The sequence below is a fragment of the Actinomadura sp. NPDC048394 genome, from assembly GCF_040651755.1.
Classification (GTDB): domain Bacteria; phylum Actinomycetota; class Actinomycetes; order Streptosporangiales; family Streptosporangiaceae; genus Spirillospora; species Spirillospora montaniterrae.
The window spans coordinates 1-25,263 of sequence record NZ_JBEZJL010000035.1 but is presented as its reverse complement, the minus strand read 5'-3'; the positions used below and the strand labels follow the sequence as shown (position 1 = coordinate 25,263).

General features: G+C 73.1%; 20 protein-coding genes. 5 read left to right on the top strand and 15 right to left on the bottom strand.

Going from position 1 to position 25,263, the window contains the following annotated elements; translation table 11 throughout:
* Positions 1 to 341 precede the first annotated feature (341 nt).
* From AB0C78_RS25410 to AB0C78_RS25395, 4 genes are all read right to left on the bottom strand, one after another.
* Entirely contained in the window at positions 342 to 1,916 is a 1,575-nt protein-coding gene (locus AB0C78_RS25410) for an ABC transporter ATP-binding protein (protein ID WP_151543673.1), read from the bottom strand.
* Positions 1,917 to 2,033: 117 nt separating this feature from the next.
* Positions 2,034 to 3,095, bottom strand: coding sequence for a BMP family ABC transporter substrate-binding protein (locus AB0C78_RS25405; RefSeq protein ID WP_360752087.1), 1,062 nt, complete (start codon positions 3,093 to 3,095; stop codon positions 2,034 to 2,036).
* Positions 3,096 to 3,507: 412 nt separating this feature from the next.
* A complete protein-coding gene (locus AB0C78_RS25400) occupies positions 3,508 to 4,827 on the bottom strand; it encodes a M20 family metallopeptidase (RefSeq protein ID WP_360752257.1) in 1,320 nt (439 codons plus the stop codon).
* Between the two features lie 238 nt (positions 4,828 to 5,065).
* Positions 5,066 to 6,232 (bottom strand): glutamate--cysteine ligase, encoded by a 1,167-nt coding sequence (locus AB0C78_RS25395; protein ID WP_360752085.1) that lies wholly within the window; start codon positions 6,230 to 6,232, stop codon positions 5,066 to 5,068.
* A 539-nt stretch (positions 6,233 to 6,771) separates the two neighbouring features.
* On the opposite strand from AB0C78_RS25395, the gene AB0C78_RS25390 reads away from it, so the two are divergent.
* A complete protein-coding gene (locus tag AB0C78_RS25390; protein WP_360752082.1) occupies positions 6,772 to 8,121 on the top strand; it encodes a D-alanyl-D-alanine carboxypeptidase in 1,350 nt (449 codons plus the stop codon).
* Here the strand turns inward: AB0C78_RS25390 and AB0C78_RS25385 are convergent.
* Genes AB0C78_RS25385 through AB0C78_RS25370 form a run of 4 tightly spaced genes read right to left on the bottom strand, consistent with a single transcriptional unit; the run spans position 8,118 to position 12,086 of the window.
* Entirely contained in the window at positions 8,118 to 9,266 is a 1,149-nt protein-coding gene (locus tag AB0C78_RS25385; protein ID WP_360752080.1) for a YihY/virulence factor BrkB family protein, read from the bottom strand. The genes AB0C78_RS25390 and AB0C78_RS25385 overlap by 4 nt on opposite strands.
* A 46-nt stretch (positions 9,267 to 9,312) precedes the next feature.
* A complete protein-coding gene (locus tag AB0C78_RS25380) occupies positions 9,313 to 9,927 on the bottom strand; it encodes a 2'-5' RNA ligase family protein (protein ID WP_360752078.1) in 615 nt (204 codons plus the stop codon).
* A gap of 26 nt (positions 9,928 to 9,953) precedes the next feature.
* Positions 9,954 to 11,015, bottom strand: a complete 1,062-nt coding sequence (gene trpS, locus AB0C78_RS25375; RefSeq protein WP_360752254.1) for a tryptophan--tRNA ligase — start codon at positions 11,013 to 11,015, stop codon at positions 9,954 to 9,956.
* Between the two features lie 18 nt (positions 11,016 to 11,033).
* Positions 11,034 to 12,086, bottom strand: a complete 1,053-nt coding sequence (locus AB0C78_RS25370) for a hemolysin family protein (protein ID WP_360752076.1) — start codon at positions 12,084 to 12,086, stop codon at positions 11,034 to 11,036.
* A 182-nt stretch (positions 12,087 to 12,268) separates the two neighbouring features.
* Here AB0C78_RS25370 and galE point away from each other — a divergent pair, with 182 nt between their 5' ends.
* Positions 12,269 to 13,222 (top strand): UDP-glucose 4-epimerase GalE, encoded by a 954-nt coding sequence (galE, locus tag AB0C78_RS25365; RefSeq protein ID WP_360752073.1) that lies wholly within the window; start codon positions 12,269 to 12,271, stop codon positions 13,220 to 13,222.
* Complete coding sequence (gene galK / locus AB0C78_RS25360; RefSeq protein ID WP_360752071.1) at positions 13,219 to 14,364, top strand: galactokinase; 1,146 nt, start codon at positions 13,219 to 13,221, stop codon at positions 14,362 to 14,364. The genes galE and galK overlap by 4 nt, the downstream gene beginning before the upstream one ends.
* Before the next feature lie 7 nt (positions 14,365 to 14,371).
* Here the strand turns inward: galK and AB0C78_RS25355 are convergent, their stop codons facing one another.
* The 5 genes from AB0C78_RS25355 to AB0C78_RS25335 all read right to left on the bottom strand — a co-directional run bounded on the left by AB0C78_RS25355 (position 14,372) and on the right by AB0C78_RS25335 (position 21,977).
* The gene (locus AB0C78_RS25355) at positions 14,372 to 17,038 is read right to left on the bottom strand and encodes a hypothetical protein (RefSeq protein ID WP_360752069.1); all 2,667 of its coding nucleotides are present in this window, start codon (positions 17,036 to 17,038) and stop codon (positions 14,372 to 14,374) included.
* Complete coding sequence (locus AB0C78_RS25350; RefSeq protein ID WP_360752066.1) at positions 17,035 to 18,804, bottom strand: HSP90 family protein; 1,770 nt, start codon at positions 18,802 to 18,804, stop codon at positions 17,035 to 17,037. Before AB0C78_RS25350 ends, AB0C78_RS25355 begins: the two co-directional genes overlap by 4 nt.
* A gap of 134 nt (positions 18,805 to 18,938) precedes the next feature.
* Positions 18,939 to 19,928, bottom strand: a complete 990-nt coding sequence (locus AB0C78_RS25345; protein WP_360752064.1) for a malate dehydrogenase — start codon at positions 19,926 to 19,928, stop codon at positions 18,939 to 18,941.
* A gap of 263 nt (positions 19,929 to 20,191) precedes the next feature.
* Positions 20,192 to 21,409 (bottom strand): NADP-dependent isocitrate dehydrogenase, encoded by a 1,218-nt coding sequence (locus AB0C78_RS25340; RefSeq protein ID WP_151541732.1) that lies wholly within the window; start codon positions 21,407 to 21,409, stop codon positions 20,192 to 20,194.
* A gap of 139 nt (positions 21,410 to 21,548) precedes the next feature.
* Positions 21,549 to 21,977 carry a DUF3017 domain-containing protein gene (locus tag AB0C78_RS25335; RefSeq protein WP_360752061.1) on the bottom strand — a complete coding sequence of 143 codons (429 nt, stop codon included), beginning with the start codon at positions 21,975 to 21,977 and terminating at the stop codon, positions 21,549 to 21,551.
* Positions 21,978 to 22,258: 281 nt separating this feature from the next.
* Here AB0C78_RS25335 and AB0C78_RS25330 point away from each other — a divergent pair, with 281 nt between their 5' ends.
* Positions 22,259 to 22,999 (top strand): FHA domain-containing protein, encoded by a 741-nt coding sequence (locus AB0C78_RS25330; RefSeq protein ID WP_151541730.1) that lies wholly within the window; start codon positions 22,259 to 22,261, stop codon positions 22,997 to 22,999.
* A 203-nt stretch (positions 23,000 to 23,202) separates the two neighbouring features.
* Here AB0C78_RS25330 and AB0C78_RS25325 read toward each other — a convergent pair whose 3' ends face one another.
* The gene (locus AB0C78_RS25325; protein WP_151541729.1) at positions 23,203 to 24,051 is read right to left on the bottom strand and encodes a bifunctional methylenetetrahydrofolate dehydrogenase/methenyltetrahydrofolate cyclohydrolase; all 849 of its coding nucleotides are present in this window, start codon (positions 24,049 to 24,051) and stop codon (positions 23,203 to 23,205) included.
* Positions 24,052 to 24,277: 226 nt separating this feature from the next.
* Between AB0C78_RS25325 and AB0C78_RS25320 the strand changes: the two genes are divergently transcribed.
* Entirely contained in the window at positions 24,278 to 24,871 is a 594-nt protein-coding gene (locus tag AB0C78_RS25320) for a GNAT family protein (RefSeq protein WP_360752058.1), read from the top strand.
* 32 nt (positions 24,872 to 24,903) lie between these two features.
* Here the strand turns inward: AB0C78_RS25320 and AB0C78_RS25315 are convergent, their stop codons facing one another.
* Complete coding sequence (locus tag AB0C78_RS25315; RefSeq protein ID WP_192808894.1) at positions 24,904 to 25,080, bottom strand: hypothetical protein; 177 nt, start codon at positions 25,078 to 25,080, stop codon at positions 24,904 to 24,906.
* Between the last annotated feature and the right edge of the window lie 183 nt (positions 25,081 to 25,263).

Below are 25,263 nucleotides of genomic sequence, written 5' to 3'. Positions count from 1 at the left end.
GGACGACGCGCTGGGCTTGGACGCTGCGGGCTTGGACGCCGCGCTCGACTCGGGCTCCTCGCCGGAGTCCGACGCGCCGGACTCGGACGACGCGCCGGACTCGGACGACGCGCTGGGCTTGGACGCTGCGGGCTTGGACGCCGCGCCCGAGTCAGGCTCCTCGCCGGGGCCCGACTGGCCGGGCTTGGATGCCGCGCCGGACTCGGACGACGCCCCGGGCTTGGAAGACGTGCTCGGGGTTGATGGTGTGCTCGGCTCGGGCTTTGGGCTGGATTCCGGTGTGTCCGGGTCGGGGGTGGGGGGTGTGGGCTCGTCGGGGTCCGGGGAGTCGGTGGGGCCGGTCATGACGGGTCTCCGGCGCCGGTCATGGCGGAGCCGAGCTCCTCCGGGGTGACCGTCCGCGGATCGACCTCCGCGACCAGCCGGCCCCGCAGGATCACGTGCAGGGTGTCGGACATTCCGATGAGTTCCTCAAGATCGGCGCTGATCAGCAGCACGGCGAGCCCGTCGGCGCGGGCCTGCCGCAGGTAGTCCCAGATGGCGGCCTGGGCGCCGACGTCGATGCCGCGGGTCGGGTGCGCGGCGATCAGCAGGTGCGGGTCGCCGGACATCTCCCGCCCGACGATCAGCTTCTGCTGGTTGCCGCCCGACAGGGCGGCGGCGGGCACGTCGATCCCGGGCGTCCGGACGTCGTACTCGCGGACGATCCGGGTGGTGTCGCGGCGGGCGCCCCGCCGGTCCACCCAGGGGCCGCGGACGTTCGGGCGCTGCGTCTGATGCCCGAGCACCCGGTTCTCCCACAGCGACGCCTCCAGCACGAGCCCGTGCCGGTGCCGGTCCTCGGGGATGTAGGCGATGCCGGCCTCGCGGCGCCGCCGCGTCGGCCAGTGCTCGATCTCCTCGCCGCCGAACACGATCGTCCCGGCGTCCGCGGAGCGCAGGCCCATGATCGCTTCGATCAGCTCGCTCTGCCCGTTGCCCTCGACGCCGGCGAGCCCGACGATCTCGCCGCGCCGGATCCGCAGCGAGACGTCGTCGACGACGGGACGGCCCTCGGGGGTGAGGACCGTCAGACCGCCGACCTCCAGCTGGACGTCCTCGGTGACCGTCGAGTCGCGCAGCTCCGGGGTGGGAAGCTGCGAGCCGACCATCAGCTCGGCGAGCCGCCGCGAGGTGACCTGCGACGGGTCGAGCCGCGTCGCGACGGTGGTGCCGCGGCGGATCACCGAGATGGTGTCGGCGACCGACAGCACCTCGTCCAGCTTGTGGGAGATGAACAGGACGGTGAGGCCCTCGGCGCGCAGCTCCCGCAGGTTGCCGAACAGCTCCTCGACCTCCTGCGGGACGAGCACGGCGGTGGGCTCGTCCAGGATCAGCACGCGGGCGCCCCGGTACAGGACCTTGAGGATCTCGACGCGCTGCCGTTCGCCGACGCCGAGCGTCTCGACGAGGACGTCGGGGTCGACGCGCAGCCCGTACGCCTTCGACATCTCGCGGATGCGGGCGCGGGCGGCGGCGAAGTCGATGCGGCCGCGGAGCCGGCCCTTGGCGCGCGGTTCCGCGCCGAGGATGACGTTCTCCAGCACGGTGAGGTTGTCGGCCAGCTTGAAGTGCTGGTGGACCATGCCTATGCCGCGGGCGATCGCGTCGGCGGGGGTGCGGAACGACACCTGCTCCCCGTCGATCTCGATGGTGCCCTCGTCCGGCCGCTGCATCCCGTACAGGATCTTCATCAGCGTGGACTTGCCGGCGCCGTTCTCGCCGCAGAGCGCGTGCACCTCGCCGGGCTCGATGCTCAGGTTGATGTCGCGGTTGGCGACGACGCCGGGGAACCGCTTGGTGATCGATGTCAGCCGCACGGCCGGCACCTGGTCAGGCACGAGTGCCCCTCCTCCTGCCTCGGGGTACGCGGGCAGGGCGCGCGCGGCGGGCCGCGTCGCGTCGGCGACGCACGGCCCGGGCGCGCGCGCCCGGCCGAGAGACGTCCGGGCGGGCCGGCCCGGCGGATGCCGCGGCGGCCCGCCCTGGGACCGCTACGGCTTGGTCGGGACGGTGATCTTGCCGGCCACGATCTGCGCCTTCAGGTCGTCCAGCTTGGCCTTGATGTCGTCGACGTTGCCGCCGGACGTGGCGTAGCCGACACCGTCGTTCTGCAGGTTGTACTGCACCGTGCCGGGCTTGAACTGGTTGTTCGCGACCGACTCGACGAAGTTGAACACCGACAGGTCGACGTGCTTGACCATCGAGGTGAGGATGTGGGTCTTCACGTCGGCGACGGCGGGCTGGTTGTACTGGTCGGAGTCGACGCCGATGGCCCACTTGCCGGCCGCGCCGACGGTCTTGATGACGCCGATGCCGGCGCCGCCCGCGGCGTGGTAGATGACGTCCGCGCCCTTGTCGAGCTGGCCCTTGGCGGCCTCGTTGCCGAGGCCGGTGTCCTTGAAGCCGTTGAAGTTCGGCGGCTCGGTCAGGTACTTCGGCGGCAGCACGGTGATGCCGGGCTTGGCCTTCTTGGCGCCCGCCTGGTAGCCGGCGAAGAACTTCTGGATCAGCGGGACGTCGACGCCGCCGATGAAGCCGATCTTCCCGGTCTTGGACTTCAGCGCCGCGGCGGCGCCGACCAGGAACGAGCCCTGCTCCTCGGAGAAGCAGGAGCCGGCGACGTTGGCGCCCTCGACCTTGCAGCCGTCGGCGTCCACGACGAAGAACTTGGTGTTCGGGAACGCCTTGGCGACCTTCAGCAGCGACGCCGTGTAGGAGAAGCCGACGCCGATGACGGGGTTGTAGCCGGTGCTGGCGAGCAGGCGCAGGCGCGACTCCTTGTCGGAGTCGGGCTCGTCCGGCTGCGCGGAGATCTCCTTGGTGGTGACGTGCAGGTCCTTCTCGGCCTTCGCGAGGCCGGCCGCCGCCGAGTCGTTGAACGACTGGTCGCCGCGGCCGCCGATGTCGAACGCCAGGCCGACCTTGAGGGTCTTCTTGCCGTTGTCGTCGCCGCTGTCACCGCCGGCCTTCTTGCCGCCGCACGCAGAAGCGCCGCCCAGCGTCAGCGCCGCACCCGTCACGGTGACGAGAGTGATCTTCAGTCCACGGCGCAAGGTAGCGCTCCTTCCGTTCCCCACCCGGGATCGGCGGCCGCTCGGCCACCGAAATCGTTGGGACGCTACCTCGCGTTTGGTGGAAAACTGCCAGCTTGCGCCGTTTCGCAATAGGTCCGTTACCAATGCGTACGCATATCGGCACAGGTCAGCGTGCACATGATCGCTGCCAGTGACGGCCGCGGCGAGCGCGGCGGCCGGGCCCGGCGCGCCGGACGCGACCGCCGTGACGAACACGCCCCGCACCGGACGAGCGCCAAGCCGACACCGCGCGGGCACCGGGCCACCCCCGCGCGACACCGGACGAGCGCCGAGCCGACACCGCGCGGGCACCGGCGAGCGCCGGGCGACGCCGCGCCGACGCCGGACGAGCGCCGCGCGGATGCCGACGCCGGGCGGGCGGGGGTGGGTGTCAGGCGAGGGTGGCGCCCTCGACGGTCTCCGGGTCGGCCGGGCGGGCGCCGTCCCACAGCGCGGTCAGCGCCGTCGCCGCCAGCACCCGGATCCCGACCGGGATGCAGCGCTCGTCGACGTCGAAGTCGCCGCGGTGCAGGTCGAACTCGCCGGGCGAGCCGGGGGTGCGGACGCCGAGCCGGGCGAGGGCGCCGGGGATCGACTCCAGGTACCAGCCGAAGTCCTCGCCGCCGAGGCTCTGGGGCGTCGGCACCACGCCCTCCTCGTCGAGGACCTGCGCGGCCGCGTCGCGGAACATCTGCACGCTCGCCGCCTCGTTCACGGTCGGCGGGACGCCCCGGACGTATTCCAGCGACGCCTCCACGTCGTAGGCGGCGGCGACCGACTGCAGCAGCGCCTTCATCATCTCCGGCGCGCGGTGCCACGCCTCGTCGTCCAGGCAGCGGACGGTGCCCTCGGCGACGCCGTCGTCGGGGATGGCGTTGGCGACGGACCCGGCCGACACCCGCCCCCACACCAGCGACAGGCTGGAGCGCGGGTCGACGCGCCGGGACAGCGCCGACGGCAGCTCGGTGACGATCTTGGCGAGCGCGTACACCAGGTCGGCGGTGAGGTGCGGCCGGGCGGTGTGCCCGCCGGGGCCGGTGACCTTCACGTACACCTTGTCGCAGGCCGCGGTGATCGGGCCGCTGCGCAGCCCCAGCTCGCCGACCTCGATGCGCGGGTCGCAGTGCAGCGCGAACGCGCGGTCGACGCCGGTGATGCCGCCGGCGGCCATCACGTCGAGGGCCCCGCCCGGGGTCTCCTCGGCCGGCTGGAACAGCAGCCGGACCCGGCCGGGCAGCAGCCCCGCCTCGGCCTGCTGCGCGAGGAACAGCCCGGCGCCCAGCACCATCGTGGTGTGCACGTCGTGCCCGCACGCGTGCGCGACGCCCGGCACGGTCGACCGGTACGGGGCGCTCTCCTTCTCGTCCTGCAGCGGCAGCGCGTCGATGTCGGCGCGCAGCGCGATGGTCGGGCCGTCGCCGGGGCCGATGTCGCAGATCAGCCCGGTGCCCTTCGGCAGGATCCGCGGTTCGAGCCCGGCGAGGCGCAGCCGCTCGGCGATCCGCGCGGTGGTGCGGTGCTCGTTGTAGCCCAGCTCGGGGTGCATGTGCAGGTCGCGGCGGAACGCGACGAGCTCCTCCTCGTGCCGGGCGAGGAACACCTCGAGCTGCGGCCGCAGCGCGGCCGGGCGCTCGCTGCCCGCGGGGCCCTCCGGTCCCGGGGCGGTCGGTGGTTCAAGGCCGGGCATCACCCCGGGTCCCGGTTGTGTCATGTGCGCCCCCTGCGCGAGGGCGGGGCCGCTCGGCGCCCGCCCGGTGTTCTTCCCGGTGTTCTTCTCGGCGCCGCCGCTGCCGGCCGCGCGGGTGTTCTCTCCTGTGCCGCCGGTGCCGCCCGCCGTGCCGGCGTCACCGCTGTCCTCGCGGGCACCGGACGCGCCGGTGCCCCCCGTGTTCTCTCCCGAAGCGCCCGTCGCCGTTCCCTCGGGGCTCCCGTCCGGCCGGGCCGGCCGCTCAGGCCCCGGCATGGACGACCTCCCCCAGCTCCACGAAGCGGTCCTCGGCGAGTTCGGTGACGGCCGCGTCGACGATGTTCTCCAGCGAGCCGCCCGCGGCGCGGATCGCGCGCTGCCGCTCGTAGGGGGCCCCGTGCTCCAGGACCTCGCCGGCGACCTTGAGCTCCTCGGCGCAGCCGAGCCGGTCGGCGACCGGTTCCAGCTCGCGGATCAGCTCGTACAGGTCGTCGCGGAGCGGCGCGGTGCTGCCGCTGTCGTCGGTGATGACGATGGCGTCGAGGCCGTAGCGGGTCGCGCGCCACTTGTTGTCGCGGACGACCCACGCGGCCGGCCGCGGCAGCGTGTAGCCGCGGTCGAGCTGCTGCTCGAACAGGGTGACCAGGCTCTGGCAGAGTGCCGCCGCCATGCCGACCTCGCGCAGGGTGGGGATCCCGTCGAACATGCGGATCTCGACGGTGCCGAAGTCGGGGTGGGGGCGGATGTCCCACCAGACCTCCTTGATGCTCCGGATGGTTCCGGCACGCATCAGGGTGTCCATGTAATCCTCGAAGGCCGCCCAGTCGTCCAGCAAGTGGGGAGGACCGGCCGTCGGCAGCTGACCGAAGACGACCGCCCGGCAGGACGCGAGCCCGGTGTCGGCGCCGCTCCAGAACGGGCTGGACGCGGTGAGCGCCAGGAAGTGCGGGAGGTAGGACGACAGCGCGTTCACGATCGGGATCGCCTTGGACACGTCGGAGACGCCCACATGCACGTGCACGCCGAAGGTCTGGATGCGCCGGGCCAGCCACTGCATCTGCTCGACGAGGTCGGCGTAGCGCTGCGTCGGCGCCATCACCGCGTCGCGCCAGTCGCTGATCGGGTGGGTGCCGGTGCAGGCGAGGGCGATGCCGCGGTCGGCGGCGGCGGCGCGCAGCTCGCCGAGGGTGGCGGCGAGGTCGTTCTTGGCCTCGCCGACCGTGTGCGAGATGCCGGTCACGACCTCGACGGTGGACTCCATGAGCTCGTGCCGGACCTTGGGGATGTCGCCGTCCTCGCTGAGCGACGGCAGCGCGGCGAGCACCTGGCGCGCGTCCTGCCGCAGGTGCCGGGTCTCCGCATCGACGAGCTGGATCTCCCACTCGACGCCGAGCGTGGTGCCCCTCGATGCGTTGAACTCAATGGCCACGGCCAACCTCCGTCCACAATCCTTGCAGGTCGTTGCGTGGCACGTGGCGCAATTCAGCCAGCGGGTCCCTAAGCCTGGACAAACGCCGGTCCAGGTCACGTGTTCACACCATCATGGCGCCCGCGCCCTTCGCCACGCCGGACTCCATGCCCTTCGCGGATCAATTGACTCGTACGGGCGGCCTCCGGGCCCGCGCGTCCCCTACTTTTCGGTCATTGATCATGTACCCGACACCACTCGATCGAACTAGTCCGCCCGTCCCAAAATACCTGCGGCGACGGACGGTGACCGAGCCTAGCGTCCGCTTACATACCGTGAGTAGTCATAAGCGCCACAAAAATCGTCTAACGCACCATACGCCTCATCCGTCCCGAGCTTGCCGTCTTCGCGGTCGGGTACCCCTTCGCCGGATGTGTCGCCTAGTCTTCGGGGGAGCCATGGGCGTGCGGGGCGGAACGGCCGCTGCGGGACTGAGGAGCGTCGGAAGCTTGCGAGCAGGACGACAGGGGCGGACCGGGGTCCGGCGCGCCGTGCCGAGGATGACCGTACCGATGATCGTGCCGCTGAGCGCGGTGTGCCTGCTGGCGGCCCCCGCGGCCGCGAGCCCGGCCGCGCCGCCGCGCGACCCGGTCGGCGGCCCGCAGCTCGCGAGCCGCGGCATCGTGCTGAACAGGGCGCCGGGCGTCCCCGCGCTGCCGAAGCTGAAGTTCTCCTCCTACCTCGTCGCCGACGCCGACACCGGCGAGGTGCTCGCCGCGAAGGACCCGCACGGGCAGTACCTGCCGGCCAGCACGCTGAAGACGCTGACCTCGGCGACGCTCGTCACCAAGCTCGACCCGAACCGGCTCGTCCGCCCCTCGCAGAAGGCGTGCGACGTCGAGGGCACCAAGGTCGGGCTGACGCCGTCGATGCAGTACAAGGTCTCCGACCTGTTCCACGCGCTGATGATGATGTCGGCGAACGACGCGGCGGTCACGCTCGCCGAGGCCAACGGCGGCATGAGGAAGACCATCGCCGACATGAACGCCGAGGCGAAGTACCTGCACGCCGACGACACGCTCGCCGCGTCCCCGAACGGCCTCGACGTCGACTACGGCCTGAACATCCGCACCCAGCACACGTCGGCCTACGACCTGGTGCTGTTCCTGCGCGAGGCGATGAAGAGCCCGCAGTTCCGGACGTACGTGCAGGCCACCCAGTTCCAGTTTCCGGCGCCGCCGACCAAGAAGGAGCGCAAGAACCACAAGAAGGTCGGCGGCTACCCGATCTACACGCACAACAAGCTGCTGCCGGGCCAGAAGTACGGCTACAAGGGCATGCTCGGCGGCAAGAACGGCTACACCGTGCACGCCCAGCAGACCTACGTCGCCGAGGCGCGGCGCGACGGGCACACGATCATCGTCTCGGTGATGCACGGCGAGAGCTCGCCGTTCCAGGCCGGCGCGAAGCTGCTCGACTGGGGGTTCGCGGCGCGCGGCAAGGTCCAGCCGGTCGGCACGCTGGCCGCGCCCGGCAACGCGCAGGCGAAGAAGCACGCCGACGGCGAGTCGGGCGGCGTGCTCCCCGGCACCTCGCTGGACTCGTCGGGCGGCTCGTCCGCCCTCGTCTGGGAGATCGGCGGCGGGACGGCCGGCGCGCTGCTGGCCATCGGCGTGCTGTTCGCGGTGTACCGCCGCCGTCGCCGCCACCCGCTGCCGAGCCCGGCCGGGAACGTCGGCCCCGGCGGGGGCGTCGGCCCGAGCGGGAACGTGCGGAGCGTCCAGAACCCCGGCCCGGCCGGCAACACCCGGAACACGGAGAACTACGCGGGCTCCTACAACGACGGCCCGTACGACTCCTACGACGACGGCTCGTACAACGACGGTTCCTACAACGACGGGGCCCGCTAGAGCCGTCCGGACGCGCGGGCGTCGGTGGCGCCGTCCCGCTCCGGTTCACGGCGCTTCTCCGGCTCCCGGCCGTCCACCTCCGGCTCCCGATGCTCCTCCGCCTCGCGGCGGTCCTCAGCCTCGCGGTGCTCCTCAGCCTCGCGGTGCTTCTCCGCTTCGCGGTACTCCTCCGCCTCGCGGCGGTCCTCGAGGTCGCCGATCTCCTGGTCGGCGAGGTTCTCCGGGTCCTCGGCGTCGGCCTTCAGCACGACGCGGCGGGTCGCGGTCCACGCGGCGACGAACAGCGTGAACCGGGACACGATGTTGATCCACACCATCAGCCCGACCAGGACGGCGAACGAGGCGTAGACGGGGTTCTGCGTCGTCCGGCCGATCAGCAGCGTCGCGGCCTGCTTGAGCAGCTCCAGGCCGAGCGCGCCGAACAGCGCGCCGCGGATGATCCGCCGCCACGGCGCGATCGTCCCGGACAGCCGGGTGAACAGCACCAGGAAGATCACCGTGTCGAACGCGACGGCGCAGGCCAGCGACAGCAGCCGCAGCCCGGTGCCGGCGCCCGGGACGTCGTCCAGCGAGAACCAGCCGAGGACGGTGTGGGTCGCCGACGAGGTGACCGTCGACACCGCCATCCCGCAGATGAGGATCACGCCGAGGAACGCGAGGACGGCGAGGTCCCACAGCCGCTTGAGGAAGTAGTTGCCGCCGCCGGTGGGCGGGTTGCCCCAGATGTCGCGGAGGGACTCGCGCAGCACCTGCACCCAGCCGAGCCCGGTGAACAGCAGCGCGACCAGGCCGAGGACGCCCACCGCCGTCTTGGACTGGGCGATCTGCTCGACCTGCAGCTGGTCCGACAGCCCCGGCAGCAGCTCCTGGACGGCCTTGACGAAGTAGTCGCGGGCCTGCGTGCTGATCCCGACCAGATAGCCGAGCAGCGAGTACGCGAGCGCCAGCAGCGGGAAGAACGACAGGAACCCGTAGCAGGTCAGGGCGGCGGCGAGCCGGTCGCCGCGGCGCTCCTGGTAGCGCTCGAACGCGCGGGCGAGGTGGTCGAACCACCGCCAGCGGGCCCGCGCGGCGTCCAGCAGGGCCTTCCCGGTCTCCAGCAGAGCCTCGATCCGCCGCTGAACCCCGCTGATCACCTGCCGCATGTACGCAACGTACCCAACCCTGGACGCTCGATGCGGCGGACGGTAATCAACCGTTGAACGTTGAGTGGCGTTTCCCATTGCCGAACACGAAATCGCATTGCGGCCGCCACACGCCGTCCAGGCCGTGCTCGTACAGGGAGAACCCCCACGCCTCGAATTCGGCGCGGTAGCCGGACATGTCCTTGTAGGCGCGGTCCATGACGTCGTCGGGCAGGTGGTGGGCGATGGTGATGTGCGGGTGGTACGGGAACGGCAGCGGGCGGGCGAGCGGCCCCGACGCGACCTTCGCCTGGACGCGCTCGCAGCCGCCGATTCCCTTCGCCAGCGCGACGTACACGACCGGGGACACCGGTCGGAACGTTCCGCTGCCGCGCAACCGGATGCGGAACGGGTGCTCGGAATGCGCGACGTCCAGCAGGTGCGCCTCGATCGCCGCGATCTCGCCGGGGGCGACCTCGGTGGGCGGCATCAGCGTGATGTGCGTGGGGATCGCGTCGGCGAGCGGGTCGCCGTAGGCGGCGCGGGTGCGCTGCAGCTCCGTCCCGTACGGCTCGGGGACCGGGATCGCGACCCCGATCATCCGGACGCCGCCGCCGGCCGGGCCCGCGGGCACCCCGACGAAGGTGTCCGCGGACACTCCGGCGAAGGTGTCCGCGGACACCGGGCGCGCCCCCTCGCCCGCCACGGTCAGCGACCGCGTCCCACGAAGCCGACCCGGTCGCGGACGATCTCCATGGTGCGCGCGGCGACCGCCCCGGCCCGCTCGGCGCCCTTCTCCAGGATCCGGTCGAGCTCCGCCGGGTCGTCCAGCAGCGCGGCAGTGCGCTCCCGGATCGGGGTGAAGGTGCCGAGGACGACCTCGGCGAGGTCCTTCTTGAACTGGCCGTAGCCGGACCCGGCGTACTTCGCCTCGAGGTCGGCGACGGAGGTGCCGTCCAGCGCGGAGTAGATCCGCAGCAGGTTGGTGACGCCGGCCTTCTTCTCCTCGTCGTAGACCACCTCGGAGCCGGTGTCGGTGACCGCCCGCATGATCTTCTTGCGCATCGGGCCGGGCTCCTCCAGCACGTCGATGATGCCCTGCGGCGAGGACGCCGACTTGCTCATCTTCGCGTCCGGCTCCTGGAGGTCGGTGATCTTGGCGGCGCCCTCGGGGATGTGCGCCTCCGGCGCGACGAACGTCTCGCCGAACCGGTGGTTGAACCGCTGCGCGAGCGTGCGGGTCAGCTCCAGGTGCTGCCGCTGGTCCTCGCCGACGGGGACGCGCAGCGCCACCGTGCCCGGCTCCGGCGTGTACAGCAGGATGTCGGCGGCCTGCAGGACCGGGTAGGTGAACAGCCCGACGCTCGTCCCCGACGCGCCCTGCTTGGACGACTTGTCCTTGAACTGGGTCATCCGGCTCGCCTCGCCGAACCCGGTGAGGCAGCCGAGCACCCACGCCAGCTCGGCGTGCTCGGGGACGTGGCTCTGCACGAACAGCGTGGCGCGGTCGGGGTCGACGCCCATCGCGATGAGCTGCGCCACCGACACCCGCGTCCGGCGCCGCAGCAGCTCCGGGTCGTGCTCCACGGTGATCGCGTGCAGGTCGACGACGCAGTAGAACGTCTCGTGCGTGTCCTGCAGCGACACCCACTGCCGCAACGCGCCCAGGTAGTTGCCGAGGTGGAACGAGTCGGCGGTGGGCTGGATGCCGGAGAACACCCGCGGGGCGGGCGCGGCGGCCGGGCTGACGGGGCTGGACGCTTCGGGCATGTGCACGGACCGATTCTCTCAGGTGTCGTCGGAGGCTCCGCCGCCGGTGGCGGCGTCGCCGGCCGGCCGCGGGGCCGCGGCCGGGGGCACGGGCGTCGCCGGCACCGCGGGCCGCACCGCCGGCTGCGCTGACCACCGCGCCGCCGGCCGGACCGGCTGCTGTGCCGCCTGGGGCGCCGCCCGCGGCGTGACGCGCACGCGGGCCACCCGCCGGCCCTCCATCCGGGCCACCCGCAGCTCCCGGTCCGCGGCCGGCACCGAGTCGCCCTCGGCGGGCACGCGGCCGAGCACCGCCATGATGTGCCCGGCGACCGTCTCGTACGGCCCGGCGGGCAGCCGGAGGCCGGTCTCGGCGGCGAAGTCGTCCAGGTTGAGCAGGCCGTCGACCTCGACCACGCCGCCGTGCAGGCGCCGCGCCTGCGCGTCCTGGACATCATATTCGTCGCGGATGTCGCCGATCAGCTCCTCCATCAGGTCCTCGAGGGTGACGATCCCGGCGACGCCGCCGTACTCGTCCATGACGATCGCCAGGTGGCAGCCCTCCCGCCGCATCTCCGACAGGACCGGCAGGACCCGCTGCGAGGACGGCAGGAACTTCACCGGCCGCACCAGCTCCCCCACGGGCGCGGCGCCGTCCCGGTCCTCGGGGACGAGCAGGTCCCGGATGTGGACGAACCCGATCACCTCGTCGTGGGAGCCGCGGCAGACCGGGAACCGGGAGTGCGGGCTGCCCGCCGCGGCCCGCGCCGCCACCGCCAGCGGCAGCGAGGCGTCCAGGAACACGACCTCGGTGCGGGGCACCAGCACCTCCCGCAGCGGCCGCTCCCCCGCCGCGAACACCTCCTCGATCAGCGCGCGCTCGTCCGCGGCGATCTGCGTGTTCTCCGCCACGAGGGCGCGCATGCGCTCCGCGGTCAGCTCCTCGCGCAGCGCGTTCGGGTCGCCGCCCGCCAGCCGCACGACCAGGTCGGTCGAGGTGGAGAGCAGCCACACCAATGGCCGTGCGAGCCGTCCCGGCGGCCGGAACGCCGCCGGAGCGGCCGCCTGCTCGCCGCCTGGCGTCCGGTCCATGGGATCAGCCTTCCCCGTTCCGCGCCCCGGATAGCCGCCGCGCGCCGGATAGCCGCCGCCGATAGCCCGGCCTCGGGGGTGGCCCGGACGGCTGGCCCAGCGGTTCGGGATCTCGGCGGCCGGGGTTGCGGATAGCCTGGACGGCACCCCGCCGTCCAGTCGTCTTCCCAGGAGGTCCGTACGTGAAGCTGCTCGTCACCGGAGGCGCCGGCTACATCGGCAGCGTCGTCTCCGCACTGCTGCTGGAGGCGGGCCACGAGGTCGTCGTCCTGGACGACCTGTCCACGGGGCACGAGGACGCCGTCCCCGCCGGGGCGCGGCTGGTGCGCGGCACGCTGCGCGGCGCCGCCGCCGAGGTGCTGGGCGGCGCCGGGTTCGACGCCGTGCTGCACTTCGCGGCGAAGTCGCTGGTCGGCGAGTCCGTCGAGAAGCCGGGCCTGTACTGGGACAAGAACCTCGGCGAGTCGCTGGCGCTGCTGGAGGCGATGCGGACCGCCGGGGTCCCGCGGATCGTGTTCTCCTCCACGGCCGCCTGCTACGGCGAGCCCGAGTCGACGCCGATCCTGGAGACCGACCCGACCCGGCCCACGAACCCGTACGGCGCGTCCAAGCTGGCGATCGACACCACGCTCGCCGAGTACGCGCGGCTGCACGGCATCGGCGGCGTCTCGCTGCGCTACTTCAACGTCGCCGGGGCCTACGGCACGCAGGGCGAGCGGCACACCGTCGAGACCCATCTGATCCCGAACGTGCTGAAGGTCGCGCTCGGGCAGGGCGAGGCGGTGAAGATGTTCGGCGAGGACTACCCGACCGCCGACGGCACCTGCGTCCGCGACTACATCCACGTCGCCGACCTCGGCCGCGCCCACCTGCTCGCGCTGGACGCCTGCGAGCCCGGCACCCACCAGATCTTCAACCTCGGCAGCGGCACCGGCAACTCCGTCCGCGAGGTCATCGAGGTGTGCCGCGCGGTCACCGGCCGCGACATCCCGGCCGAGGTCCACCCGCGCCGCCCCGGCGACCCGGCGGTGCTGATCGCGTCCTCGGACAAGATCCAGTCGCAGCTCGGCTGGAAGCCCGAGCGGGACCTGCGCGCGATGGTGTCGGACGCCTGGACCTTCCTGCGCTCGCGATGACCGATCTCCGTACCGCCTTCGGCGAGGCGTTCGGGCGCGCCGCCGAGGGCGTCTGGCATGCGCCCGGGCGGATCAACCTGATCGGCGAGCACACCGACTACAACGACGGCCTCGTCCTGCCGTTCGCGCTGTCGCGGGGCGTGTCGGTCGCCGCCGCGCGCCGCGGCGACGGGGTGGTCGAGGTCCGCTCCCTCCAGGCGGACGGCACCGTCACCGCCCCGGTCGAGGGCGGGACGGTCGTCTCCGAGGGCTGGCCGTCCGAGCGGGCCTGGGCCGCATACCCGGTCGGTATGGCGCGGGTGCTGCGCGAGCACGGCACCGGCGGCGCGTCGCTGCTGATCGACTCGGACCTGCCGCAGGGCGCGGGCCTGTCGTCGTCGGCCGCGCTGGAATGCGCGACCGCGCTGGCCCTCTGCGACCTGCACGGCGTGGAGATCGACCGGCCGGAGCTGGCCCGGCTCGCGCAGCGCGCCGAGAACGAGCAGGTCGGCATGCCGTGCGGGCTGATGGACCAGTCCGCGTCGCTGCTCGCCACGCCCGGCCACGCGCTCATGCTCGACTGCCGCAGCGGCCTGTCCGCGCAGGTCCCGTTCGACCCGTCGCAGGCCGGGCTGACGCTCCTCGCCGTCGACACCCGCGCCTCCCACGCCCTCACCGGCGGCGACTACGGGCGGCGGCGCGCCGAATGCGAGGAGGCCGCGGCGCTGCTCGGCGTCGACGCGCTCCGCGACGTCAAGGACCTCGCGGGCGCGCTCGGCCGCCTCGGCGACCCGGTGCTGCGGCGCCGCGTCCAGCACGTCGTCACCGAGAACCATCGCGTCGAGGCGTCCGTCGGGCTGCTGCGCGCCGGCGCCGTCGCCGAGCTCGGCGCGATGCTGAACGCCTCGCACCTGTCGCTGCGCGACCAGTTCGAGATCTCCTGGCCGGAGGCCGACACCGCCGTCGACGCGGCGCTGCGCGCGGGCGCCCGCGGCGGCCGCATGATCGGCGGCGGGTTCGGCGGCTCGGTGATCGTGCTGACCGCGTCCGACCGCGCCGGCCGGGTGCGGGACGCGATCGCCGCGGCCTACGCCAAGCGCGGCTGGACGGCGCCGGAGTTCCTCGACGCCGTCCCGTCCGCCGGCGCCCGCCGTCTGGCCTAGCCCGGGGTCACTCCTGGAGCGCCGACCTGATGTCGGCGAGGAGGGCGGCGGCCTGGTCGGCGGGGCCGGTCTCGTCGAGGGACCGGAAGCCGTCCACCGCGGCGGACGCGTGCGGCTCCGCGTCCGCCGGGCGCCCCGTCTGCGCGAGGATGCGCGCCTGGTCGTAGGACACGAGCGCGGTCTCCCAGGTGCGGGGCGGGCCGTCCGGGAGGGCGTCGAGGGCGGCGCGCGCCGCCTCCACCGTCGCGAGAGCCTGCTCCGGCTCCCCGCTCCACAGGTGGCACATCGCGGCGCGGCGGCGCGCCCGCACGGCGCCCTGCGGGTCGCCCGCGCCGGCGTGCATGTCGGCGGCCTCCCCGAAACGCTCGGCGGCCAAGGCGTCCTTGTCCAGGTTCGTGAGGATCTCGGCCGCCTCCTCCAGGAAATGCGCGGCGGCGCCCGGCTCACCGTCCTTCACGGCGGTCTCGGCAAGGGACGCGAACGTGTCCGCCCCGTCCTCCTCCCCCATCTTCTTCTGCGCGTGCGCGAGGATCAGCCGGCAGCGCCGCGCGTCGCCCTCGTCGAGGCCCGGCAGCGCCTCCTCGGCGGCCTCCGCCGCCTCCAGGTGCCGCCCGGCCTCCAGGTAGGCGGCCGCGAGGTCGACGCGCAGGCGGACGGCCTGCTCCCGCATGCCCTCGGCCGTCCACGCCGCGACGGCCTCGGCGAGATCGGCGACCGCGTCCGCCGCGCGTCCCGCCGACAGCAGCGCCAGCCCCCGCTCGGTGTGCGCGATAGCCCGCATCGGCGACGGCTCGCGCAGCAGGCCGATCACCTCGTCGAACAGCGCGAACGCCTCCTCCGCCGGACCGGTGCCGCCCTCCGCCGGAGGCCGCCGGACGAGGATCTGGGCGAGCAGCAGCGCGGGCGTCGCCGCCGTGGCGTGATCGTCGGACGCGCGGGCCTCGGCGACCGAGCGGCGCAGCGCCGGGACCGCGCCCTCCTCGTCGCCGTTCTCCAGCAGCGCGCGGCCCCGCAGGAACCACAGCTCGCCGGCCCGGTCGGGGGCGTCGTCCGGGACGACCCGGTCCAGCGCGGCTAGCGCGTCGGCGGGCCGGTCGCGGTCGAGGTGGGCCCCGGCGAGCCGGAGCAGCGCCGCCGTCCCCGCCCCCTCCTCGCCCGGATGCGCGGCGAAATGGTCGGCCGCCGCGGTCATCTCCGCGAGGCCCCGCTCGTCGCCCAGCTCGAACCGCAGCGCCCCGAGCCGGCTCATCACCCGGTGCCGCTGCTCCTCCTCGCCCAGCTCCGCGAACAGCCGCGACGCCTCCTCCCAGGCCGCGACCGCGCCCTCACGGTCGCCGTCCATCGCCAGCTCGACGCCCCGGCCGTCCAGGCGGCGGGCGCTCTGCAGCGGCGTCGGCGCGGCCGTCTCGGCGAGCGCGTCGAAGCGCCGCCACGCGGCGAGCGTGCGCGGGATGTCGCGGCTGGTCCGGCGCTCGTCGGCGATCGCGAGAAGCGCGTCGAGATCGTCGATGGACGCGATGTCGTCGTCCTGGCGGTCGGGCTCGGGTGCGGGGGCCGGGGACGGGCGGCGGTGGTGGGCGGCCAGCGGGACGAACCCGAAGACCGGCTCGGCCGCCAGCAGCGCCCGCACCTTGTCGCCCTGGTGGGACGTGCCGTTGCGGGCGTCGAACCGCGCCGCGAGGTCCGTCGCGCGGCCCTCCAGCTCGGCGCGCAGCTCCGCCACCGGCACGTCGCCCGCCGGACGCCCGCCCGACGCGGGACGGCGGACCGTCACCCCGTCCCGCCCGGACGCCGCGACCCGGCCCAGCACCGCGGCCGCCGCGGCGGCGAACATCATCTCCGCGTGCGCGTGCGGCGCCCGGTCCAGCCACCCGAGATGCCGCTGCACGATCTCCAGGCCGCGCGCGTCGTTCCCGGTCAGCGCGCAGAACTCCAGATGATCGGCGATGTCGCCGAGGTCGGCGACCTGCCGCCGGTGCGCCCGGTACGCGCGGCGGTGCGCGTCGGCCGCCGCCTCGGGACGGCTCGTCCGCAGGTACACCGGCAGCATCGCCGTCTGGATGCCCTGCGGCTGCTCCTTGCACGACAGCTCGGACGCCAGCACCGGCGCCGCGATCTCCGCGGCCTCCTCGTACCGGCCCGCGTCCGCGAGATGCGCCACCATCCCGGTCGGGTCGCAGCCCTCGCAGTCCGACAGCTGATCCCGCTGCGCCGCCCGCCACTTCGCGAACCATTCGTCCGCCGACGGATCGCCGAGATGCCGCGCCACGATATGCCGCCGCCGGTACACCGCCTGGAGGCTGTGGCCGCCCGCCCGGTAGCGGCGCTCCATGTCGTCCAGCACCGCCCGCGTCCGGTCGAGGGGGATCTCCGGGAACTTCGTGAGGGAGCTCACCACCGCCTTCATCTGCCACAGCAGCACCAGCGGCTCGTCGAACCGGCCGGGATCGCGGTCGTGCTCGGCCAGCGTCCGCCCGAACGTCGCGAACGCCTTCGCCGGTTCGCCGCCGAACTGGTACGCGTCCGTGAGCCGGACCCGCACCCGGAACGCCAGCACCTCGTCGCCGGCCGCCTCCGCGCGGCGCAGCGCGTCCTCCACCAGGACGGTCCGCGCCTCCCCGTACGGAAGCTCCTGCGCGCGCGTCATCAGCGCGTACACGTCCTCGATACTCACTGGCCCGCCTCCGGAGGGTGGACGGCCCACTCCAGCAGGCCGATGAACGAACGGTTCAGCACCGCCGTGTCCGCGGGACGCAGCGGATGGTGCCCGAGCAGCAGCGCCTGCCCGTACAGCGCCTGCACGGCCGGCTCCACCGGCCCGTCCGCGCCGAGCGCCGTGACGCGCCGCGTCAGCGGATTGCGGTAGTTCAGCACCAGCTGCGGCCGCTCCACACCGGTGGTCGCGCCGACCGCGCCGAGCACGTCCGCCCAGAGCTCGCCGGCCTCCTCCCGCGCCCGCGACAGCTCCTCCCGGAACTGCGCGTCCCGGCTCGTCAGGTACAGCGCCGGCAGCGACGCCGGGTCGAAGTCCCGGACGACCACCTCGCAGCCGAGCCGCTCCACGGCCCGCTGCGCCGCCGCCAGGAACGGCCGCAGCGCCAGCTCCGCCGTCGGATCCAGCACGCCGAACGTCGTGGTCAGCTCCGCCGCGTCCAGCCGGGTCAGCCGGATGTCCGGGTCGAGGTCCGGCAGCCGCTCGATGATCTCCGTGTCGTGCACGTAGCCGCCGTTGACGAGGCCGACGCCCTGCGCGCCCGCCACCGCCGACAGCCGCCGGAACTCCTCCACGCTCCCGGTGAACCGGCCGTCCGGATGCCGCCGCCGGAACTCGTGCAGCGTCATCGGGCCCGCCGACGTCTCGAACTCCATCCACCGGTCGACGATCCGCAGCATGGCGTCGTCGTGCAGCGCCATCGCCTTCACGCCGAGCTGGTGCAGCCGCAGGAACGCGCGCAGCTTCGGCGGATCGGTCTCCGCCAGCCGCACCAGCCACTGCCGCAGCACCTCCCCGAGGCCCTCCCGCGCCGACTCCAGCGGCTCCTCCTCGAACAGCGCCTCCCGGCTCGCCGTCGGCCGCAGCTCCCCCGCGTCCACCACGCACCGGACGAAGAACGCCCATTCCGGCAGCAGCCCCTGCACGCTCTCCGCCAGCAGCATCCGCTTCAGGTAGACGCGATGCGCGGCGCGGGCCGTCGGCGACACCGGCTCCGGCAGGACGTACGCGACACCGGACAGCCCCGCCTCCGCCACCTCCAGGTCCACCACGTCGAACGGCGTGAACCCGTACAGCTCCTCGCAGTACCGCTCCAGCGCGCGCCGCCGCGCCGCCGGATCGCGATGGGGCGCCTGCCACGGCGGGCCGTCGCCCGTGACCGTCACCCCGTCCACGACCAGCTCGATCGGGAGCAGCGACCCGTACGTGCGGGCCAGCTCCGCCACCACCGGCGCGCTCAGCAGCTCCGCCGACCCCGGACGCGGCCGCAGCGTCACCGTCGTGCCCGGCTCGTCGCGCTCGCCGGGCTCGACCCGGTAGCTGCCCTCAGACCGGCCCGTCCAGCGGACCGCGTCGCCGCCCCGCGCCGACCGCGACACCACCTCGATCTCATCCGCCACCAGGAACCCCGACAGCAGCCCGATGCCGAACTGGCCGAGGAAGTCGTGCCGCGCGAACCCCAGCTCGTCCCGCTTCGACGACCGGCCGATCGTCGCCAGCAGCGTGTGCACCTCGTCCGCCGTCAGCCCGACGCCGTCGTCGTGCACCCGCAGCGCCCCGCCGCCGGTCTCGATCACCACCCGGCCGCCGCCCCCGCCGCGCGCCGTGATCGCGTCCACCGCGTTCTGCAGCAGCTCCCGCAGGTACACCCGCGGGCTCGCGTACAGATGGCGGCTGAGCAGATCCACCACCCCGCGCAGATCCACCTGGAAAGCCTGATCCGCCACCCGCGTCCCTCCCCGTCGCCTTCGAAGCGATCACACCCTAACGACCGGTGCCGACACGTTCGCGGGAATTTCGACGCGAACGAGCCCCGGACCGCGAAGGTCCGGGGCTCGCCGGTGCGTACGGGTACGGCCGGTCAGATCAGGCCGAGCTTGCGGACCGCGTCGCGCTCCTCCGCCAGCTCGTTCACCGACGCGTCGATCCGCGCCCGGGAGAAGTCGTCGATCTCCAGGCCCTGGACGATCTCCCACTTCCCGTCCTTGGTGGTGACCGGGAACGAGGAGATCAGGCCCTCCGGCACGCCGTAGGAGCCGTCGGACACGACCGCCATCGACGTCCAGTCGCCGTCGGCGGTGCCGTTCACCCAGGTGTGCACGTGGTCGATCGCCGCGGACGCCGCCGACGCCGCCGACGACGCGCCCCGCGCCTCGATGATCGCGGCGCCGCGCTTGGCGACGGTCGGGATGAAGTCGTTCTCCAGCCACGCCTGGTCGTTCACCGTCTCGGCCGCGTTCTTGCCGCCGATCTCGGCGTGGAACACGTCCGGGTACTGGGTGGCGGAGTGGTTGCCCCAGATCGTCATCTTCCTGATGTCGGCGACGGACACGCCCGCCTTCTTCGACAGCTGCGCGAGCGCCCGGTTGTGGTCCAGGCGGGTCATCGCGGTGAACCGCTCCGCCGGGACGTCCGGGGCGTGCGACTGCGCGATCAGCGCGTTGGTGTTGGCCGGGTTGCCGACCACCAGCACCTTGACGTCGTCGGCGGCGCCGGCGTTGATCGCCTCGCCCTGCGGCTTGAAGATGCCGCCGTTGGCCTCCAGCAGGTCGCCGCGCTCCATGCCCTTCGTGCGCGGGCGGGCGCCGACCAGCAGCGCCACGTTCGTCCCCTCGAACGCCTTGGTGGCGTCGTCGAAGATGTCGATGCCGCTCAGCAGCGGGAACGCGCAGTCGTCCAGCTCCATCGCGGTGCCCTCGGCGGCCTTCACCGCCTGCGGAATCTCCAGCAGCCGCAGGCGGACGGGTACGTCCGCGCCGAGCAGGTGCCCGGAGGCGATGCGGAACAGCAGCGCGTAGCCGATCTGGCCAGCGGCGCCGGTAACGGTGACTGTGACTGGGGTGCGCGTCATGCGTCCTTCTCCTGCTGTGACCTGACGGGGCTCAGGCGGCCATCCTTCGAACCCGACCGCCGAAGAGCGCCCGGGGAACCGGTCCCGCCGCACGGGTTCTCTCGCCGTCGAGATATTTCCGACGTCAGGCTATCGCGCGCCGCCCGCCCGTCATGCGCCAGGTGCCCGCCCCGGCATGGTTCACACCCCGCGCCGGTCCCGCGAACGCGAAAGGCCGCCCCGGAACGACCCGGGACGGCCTTGCGAACGGAAGAGGAACGCGATCAGGCGTTGATCTTCTTCTGGAGGTTGGTGTCGAGCGCCTCCAGGAAGCCCTGCGTGGTCAGCCACGGGGTGTCGCCGCCGACCAGCAGCGCCAGGTCCTTGGTCATCTGGCCGGACTCGACGGTCTCGACGCAGACGGCCTCCAGCTTGCGCGCGAAGTCGATGACCTCGGGCTGGCCGTCGAGCTTGCCGCGGTGCTCGAGGCCGCGGGTCCAGGCGAAGATCGACGCGATCGGGTTGGTCGACGTCGGCTTGCCCTGCTGGTGCTGCCGGTAGTGCCGGGTCACCGTGCCGTGCGCGGCCTCGGCCTCGACGGTCCTGCCGTCGGGGGTCATGAGGACGGAGGTCATGAGGCCGAGCGAGCCGAAGCCCTGCGCGAGGGTGTCGGACTGCACGTCGCCGTCGTAGTTCTTGGCGGCCCAGACGAAGCCGCCCTCCCACTTGAGCGCGGCGGCGACCATGTCGTCGATGAGCCGGTGCTCGTAGGTGAGGCCCTTGGCCTCGAACTCGGCCTTGAACTCGGTCTCGTAGATCTCCTGGAAGAGGTCCTTGAACCGGCCGTCGTAGGCCTTGAGGATCGTGTTCTTCGTCGACATGTACAGCGGCATCTCGCGGCTCAGCGCGTACCGCATGCTCGTCCGGGCGAAGTCGCGGATCGAGTCGTCGAAGTTGTACATGCCCATGGCGACGCCGCCGCCCGGGAAGGAGGCGATCTCGAACTCCATCGGCTCGCCCTCGTCGTCGGGCGTGTAGGTGATCGTCACCTTGCCGGGGCCGGGGACCACGAAGTCGGTCGCCTTGTACTGGTCGCCGTGGGCGTGGCGGCCGATGATGATCGGCTTGGTCCAGCCCGGGACCAGGCGGGGGATGTTCGACACCACGATGGGCTCGCGGAAGATCACGCCGCCGAGGATGTTGCGGATCGTTCCATTGGGGGAACGCCACATCTTCTTCAGGCCGAACTCTTCGACGCGCGCCTCGTCGGGGGTGATGGTGGCGCACTTGACGCCGACGCCGTGCTCGGCGATGGCGTTCGCGGCGTCGATGGTGACCTGGTCGTCCGTGGCGTCACGGTGCTCGATTCCCAGGTCGTAGTACTTCAGGTCCACGTCGAGATAGGGCAGGATCAGCTGGTCCTTGATGAATTTCCAGATGATCCGCGTCATTTCGTCGCCGTCGAGTTCGACGACCGGGCCCGCTACTTTGATCTTGGGCATGCTGTTGCTGTCCCTTTCCTACACCTGGCCAGCAGTCCTTGTAAGGCTCAACTGGCAAGGCTAGCCGAGGCCCGGACGCGGTCTAGACCTGGGCTCCTGGCGAGACCGGCCGCACCTCCCGCGACCTGCGGAAACATCGTTAGCCGGGCGAACCGTCCCGGCGCCGGACGAGCAGCAGCCGCACCCCGCGGGCCGCCATGACCAGGGCGATCAGCACCCCGAACGCGCCGGCGCCGATGAGGCCGGTCTTGTTCATCGGGGGGATGCTGAGCGCGACGAACGCGACCATCTCGCCGAGGATGACGAGCGTCCAGCAGTCGATCTGGCGGCTGCGGACGGCGAGCAGGCCGAGCTGGGACTCCGGCAGCAGCAGCCGGGCGAGCGCGCCGAACAGCAGCGCGGCCGCCATCAGGCCGGAGCCCTTGCGGAAGTAGTTGAGGGCGCAGAGCGCGAGGCCGCCGCCGACGCCGCTGAGCACGATGAGGTACGGCAGCCGCGCGAGCCACTGCGGGGCGGCGCTCTTGCCGCGCGGCGCCCTGCGCCGGCGCCGGTGCACCTGCGTGCTCATGGGTCCACGGTAATGCCGATCGGCGGGTGGCACGACATCGCGGCGCGGCGGGACGGCCGGTTCGGCGGCGGGTTCGGCGGCGGGTGAGGGGTCCGGTGATCGTTCCTCCGGATCGGCGGCCGGACTTGTGCGCCGGCGACGGAAACGCACCCGGTCCGGCTGGTGGCGAAGAACCCCGAATGCCTTGCGCCATCGGTGCTACTCGCCAGTAGGAGGGTGTGACGGGGGTCCGCCCGGGTAACCCGGCAGACAGGGGTCGCTAACTAGCTGGGAGGACTGCCGTGGAGGGGCCGTTCATGCGGATCGAGGACAGCGGGCTGGTGGTGCCGCTGCGCCCCGACGTAACGACGGTCGGGAGAGGGAGAGGAGTCGACATCCGCCTCGACGACCCGAGTGTGTCCCGTTTGCACGCCGAGATCGTGCGGCGCGGCCCGTACGTCTACGTCGTCGACATGGGCCTGTCCCGCAACGGGACCCGTGTCAACGGCCGGCCGATCGCCCGCCGTGTCCTGGAGGACGGTGACGTCGTGAGCTTCGGCACGGCGCGCTGCCGGATGGGGGGCATCCCCCGTGAGGAGGTCGACCCGGACGTCGAGCTGCGGCGTGCCGTCGCCCCCGAGCTCACCCGCCGCGAGGTCGACGTGCTGACCGCGCTGTGCCGTCCCGCCCTGTCCGACGAGGCGTTCGTGGCCCCCGCCACGGCGCGCGACATCGCGGGAGAGCTGGTGGTGACCGAGGCCGCGGTGAAGCAGCACCTGCTGCGGCTCTACCAGAAGTTCCGGATCCCGGAGGGCGCCAACCGGCGCACCCGGCTGGCCAACGAGGTCATCGCGATGGGCCTCGTCCGGCCGCTGCCGCCGGTGCACGTGCCGCAGCAGGGCCGGGCCCCGATCGACGGGCGTCCGCCGGGCATGCGGAGCCCGGCGGAGGCGCGCAGGCCGGGGTCGCCTGGACACGGCCCCGGCCATCCGGCGGGTCCGGCCCGCGCCGCGCACACCGCGGCGAGCCGCCGGGCCAGCTGAGATGCCGGACCGGCCGGGCCGAACGTGCGGTCGCCCTTACCGGCAGCGCAACGAGGGCGATCGCCAGGCCCGCCCGTGCGGGGTCGCGCAAGTGACGGCGCGGCTCCGTCCGGGCGGCGGCCGGACCGGGCTCTTCGAGTAGTGCGGAGGGGCCGCCACCAAGGGTGTCGGTGGCGGCCCTCACGCATGTCCAGTGGCGCCGGTCAGGCGGACTGCTCGGCGGCCTCGACGACGTTCTGCAGCAGCATCGCGCGGGTCATGGGGCCGACGCCGCCGGGGTTCGGCGCGACCCAGCCGGCAACGTCGCGGACGTCGGCGGCGACGTCGCCGGTCAGCTTGCCGTCGACGCGGGAGACGCCGACGTCCAGGACGGCGGCGCCGGGCTTGACCATCCCGGCGGTGATCAGGCCGGGGACGCCGGCGGCGGCGACCACGATGTCGGCGTTCCGTGTGTGCGCGGCGAGGTCGCGGGTGGCGGTGTGGCAGAGGGTGACGGTGGCGTTCTCGCTGCGGCGGGTCAGCAGCAGGCCGAGGGACCGGCCGACGGTGATGCCGCGGCCGACGACGGTGACCTCGGCGCCCTTGAGCGGGACGTCGTAGTGGCGGAGCAGCTCGATGATGCCCTTCGGGGTGCAGGGCAGCGGGCCGGGCTGCATCAGGACGAGCCGTCCGAGGTTGGTCGGGTGCAGGCCGTCGGCGTCCTTGGCGGGGTCGATCAGCTCCAGCACGCGCTGCTCGTCCAGGCCCTTGGGCAGCGGGAGCTGGACGATGTAGCCGGTGCAGGCGGGGTCGGCGTTGAGCTCGGCGACGGCCTGCTCGACGTCGGCCTGCGACGCGGTCTCGGGCAGGTCGCGGCGGATGCTCTCGATGCCGACCTCGGCGCAGTCGCGGTGCTTCATGTTGACGTAGGAGTGGCTGCCGGGGTCGTCGCCGACCAGCACGGTGCCGAGCCCCACGGACACGCCGCGGTCGCGGAGCGCCTCGACGCGGCGCTTGAGGTCGGAGCGGATCTCGGCGGCCAGGGCCTTGCCGTCCAGAATCTGTGCGGTCATGCATGCCTCCGCGGTGTCTCGCCAGGGACCGAGCCCGGCTCGAGGTCCCGTCCACCCAGGCGCGCGGTGTCCGGACTGTCGTTCGCTCCCCGGTGGTGATCCACCTTGACCGCGCCAGTCGCGTCGAAACCCCATGGTAGCCGTCCCGGGGGCGGCGAGTGGCTCGCGGAAATCGCCGTGAAGTGGCCCTGCCGGGCGCTCAGCGGCCCGCCCTAGCGTGGACGCCATGAGCGACGAGTGGTTTGCCCGCCCGGTGCTGACCGGGCGTTATGTGCGTCTTGAGCCCCTTTCCCTGGACCATGTCGACGGGCTGTTCGAGGCGTCGAAGGAGCCGTCGATCTGGACGTGGAAGAGCGAGCACCAGCCGGCGAGCGTGGACGCCATGCGCGCGTGGGTGGAGAAGGCGCTGGACGGGTGCGAGCGCGGTCTCCGACTGCCGTGGGCGCAGGTCGACGTGGCGACGGGAGAGGTTGCGGGGAGCACGTCGTATTACGAGATCGCGCCGCACGACCGGGGGCTGTGCATCGGGCACACCTGGCTGGGCGCGCGCTGGCAGCGGACGGGGTTCAACACCGAGTCGAAGCTGCTGCTGCTCCAGCGGGCCTTCGACGACCTGGGGGCGATCCGCGTGGGCTGGCACACGCACATCCGCAACGAGCGGTCGCGTGCGGCGATCGAGCGGCTCGGCGCGTCGTTCGAAGGGATCCACCGCAAGCACCGCGTCCTCGCGGACGGGTCGATCCGCGACACCGCCGCCTACGCGATGACCGACGACGACTGGCCGGAGGCGTCCAAGGCGCTGCGCGCGAAGCTGCGCTGAGCGCGCACCCCGATGGCGCGCCGGGGGCCGCGCTAGTCGTCGGCGCGCTCGCGGCGGGCGAGGAGCCGGTCGGTGCCGTGCCAGCCGAGCTGCCCGGCGAGCATCGCGGCGAGCACCGCCGCGACGAGCCCGATGACCTGCCGCGACTCCATCAGCAGCGCGTCGGCCTGGCCGACATGGGCGACCAGGAAGGTCGTCAGCGAGTCCATGTGCGCCTCCCTCGGCGGGCGATCGCGCCGGGGGTCGGGACGTTCCAGGGGGGCGCGGCCAGCCCGAGGCTACCTGCGGATGAAGGGTGCAAAGTCCGGGCCCGGCGCGGCCCGGGGCTGGAGGCCCTCGGGGGGCGGGGCGTGGGCGAAGTATAAAAAGTCGCCGAGGTCGTGCTGGCAGAG

Bases quoted from the DNA above. Each gene is read 5' to 3' on its own strand.
- AB0C78_RS25400 (WP_360752257.1), bottom strand. From the start codon at position 4,827: ATGACACAACCGGGACCCGGGGTGATGCCCGGCCTTGAACCACCGACC.
- AB0C78_RS25390 (WP_360752082.1), top strand. From the start codon at position 6,772: ATGACCGTACCGATGATCGTGCCGCTGAGCGCGGTGTGCCTGCTGGCG.
- AB0C78_RS25385 (WP_360752080.1), bottom strand. From the start codon at position 9,266: ATGCGGCAGGTGATCAGCGGGGTTCAGCGGCGGATCGAGGCTCTGCTG.
- trpS (WP_360752254.1), bottom strand. From the start codon at position 11,015: ATGCCCGAAGCGTCCAGCCCCGTCAGCCCGGCCGCCGCGCCCGCCCCG.
- AB0C78_RS25370 (WP_360752076.1), bottom strand. From the start codon at position 12,086: ATGGACCGGACGCCAGGCGGCGAGCAGGCGGCCGCTCCGGCGGCGTTC.
- galK (WP_360752071.1), top strand. From the start codon at position 13,219: ATGACCGATCTCCGTACCGCCTTCGGCGAGGCGTTCGGGCGCGCCGCC.
- AB0C78_RS25345 (WP_360752064.1), bottom strand. From the start codon at position 19,928: ATGACGCGCACCCCAGTCACAGTCACCGTTACCGGCGCCGCTGGCCAG.
- AB0C78_RS25340 (WP_151541732.1), bottom strand. From the start codon at position 21,409: ATGCCCAAGATCAAAGTAGCGGGCCCGGTCGTCGAACTCGACGGCGAC.
- AB0C78_RS25335 (WP_360752061.1), bottom strand. From the start codon at position 21,977: ATGAGCACGCAGGTGCACCGGCGCCGGCGCAGGGCGCCGCGCGGCAAG.
- AB0C78_RS25325 (WP_151541729.1), bottom strand. From the start codon at position 24,051: ATGACCGCACAGATTCTGGACGGCAAGGCCCTGGCCGCCGAGATCCGC.
- AB0C78_RS25320 (WP_360752058.1), top strand. From the start codon at position 24,278: ATGAGCGACGAGTGGTTTGCCCGCCCGGTGCTGACCGGGCGTTATGTG.
- AB0C78_RS25315 (WP_192808894.1), bottom strand. From the start codon at position 25,080: ATGGACTCGCTGACGACCTTCCTGGTCGCCCATGTCGGCCAGGCCGAC.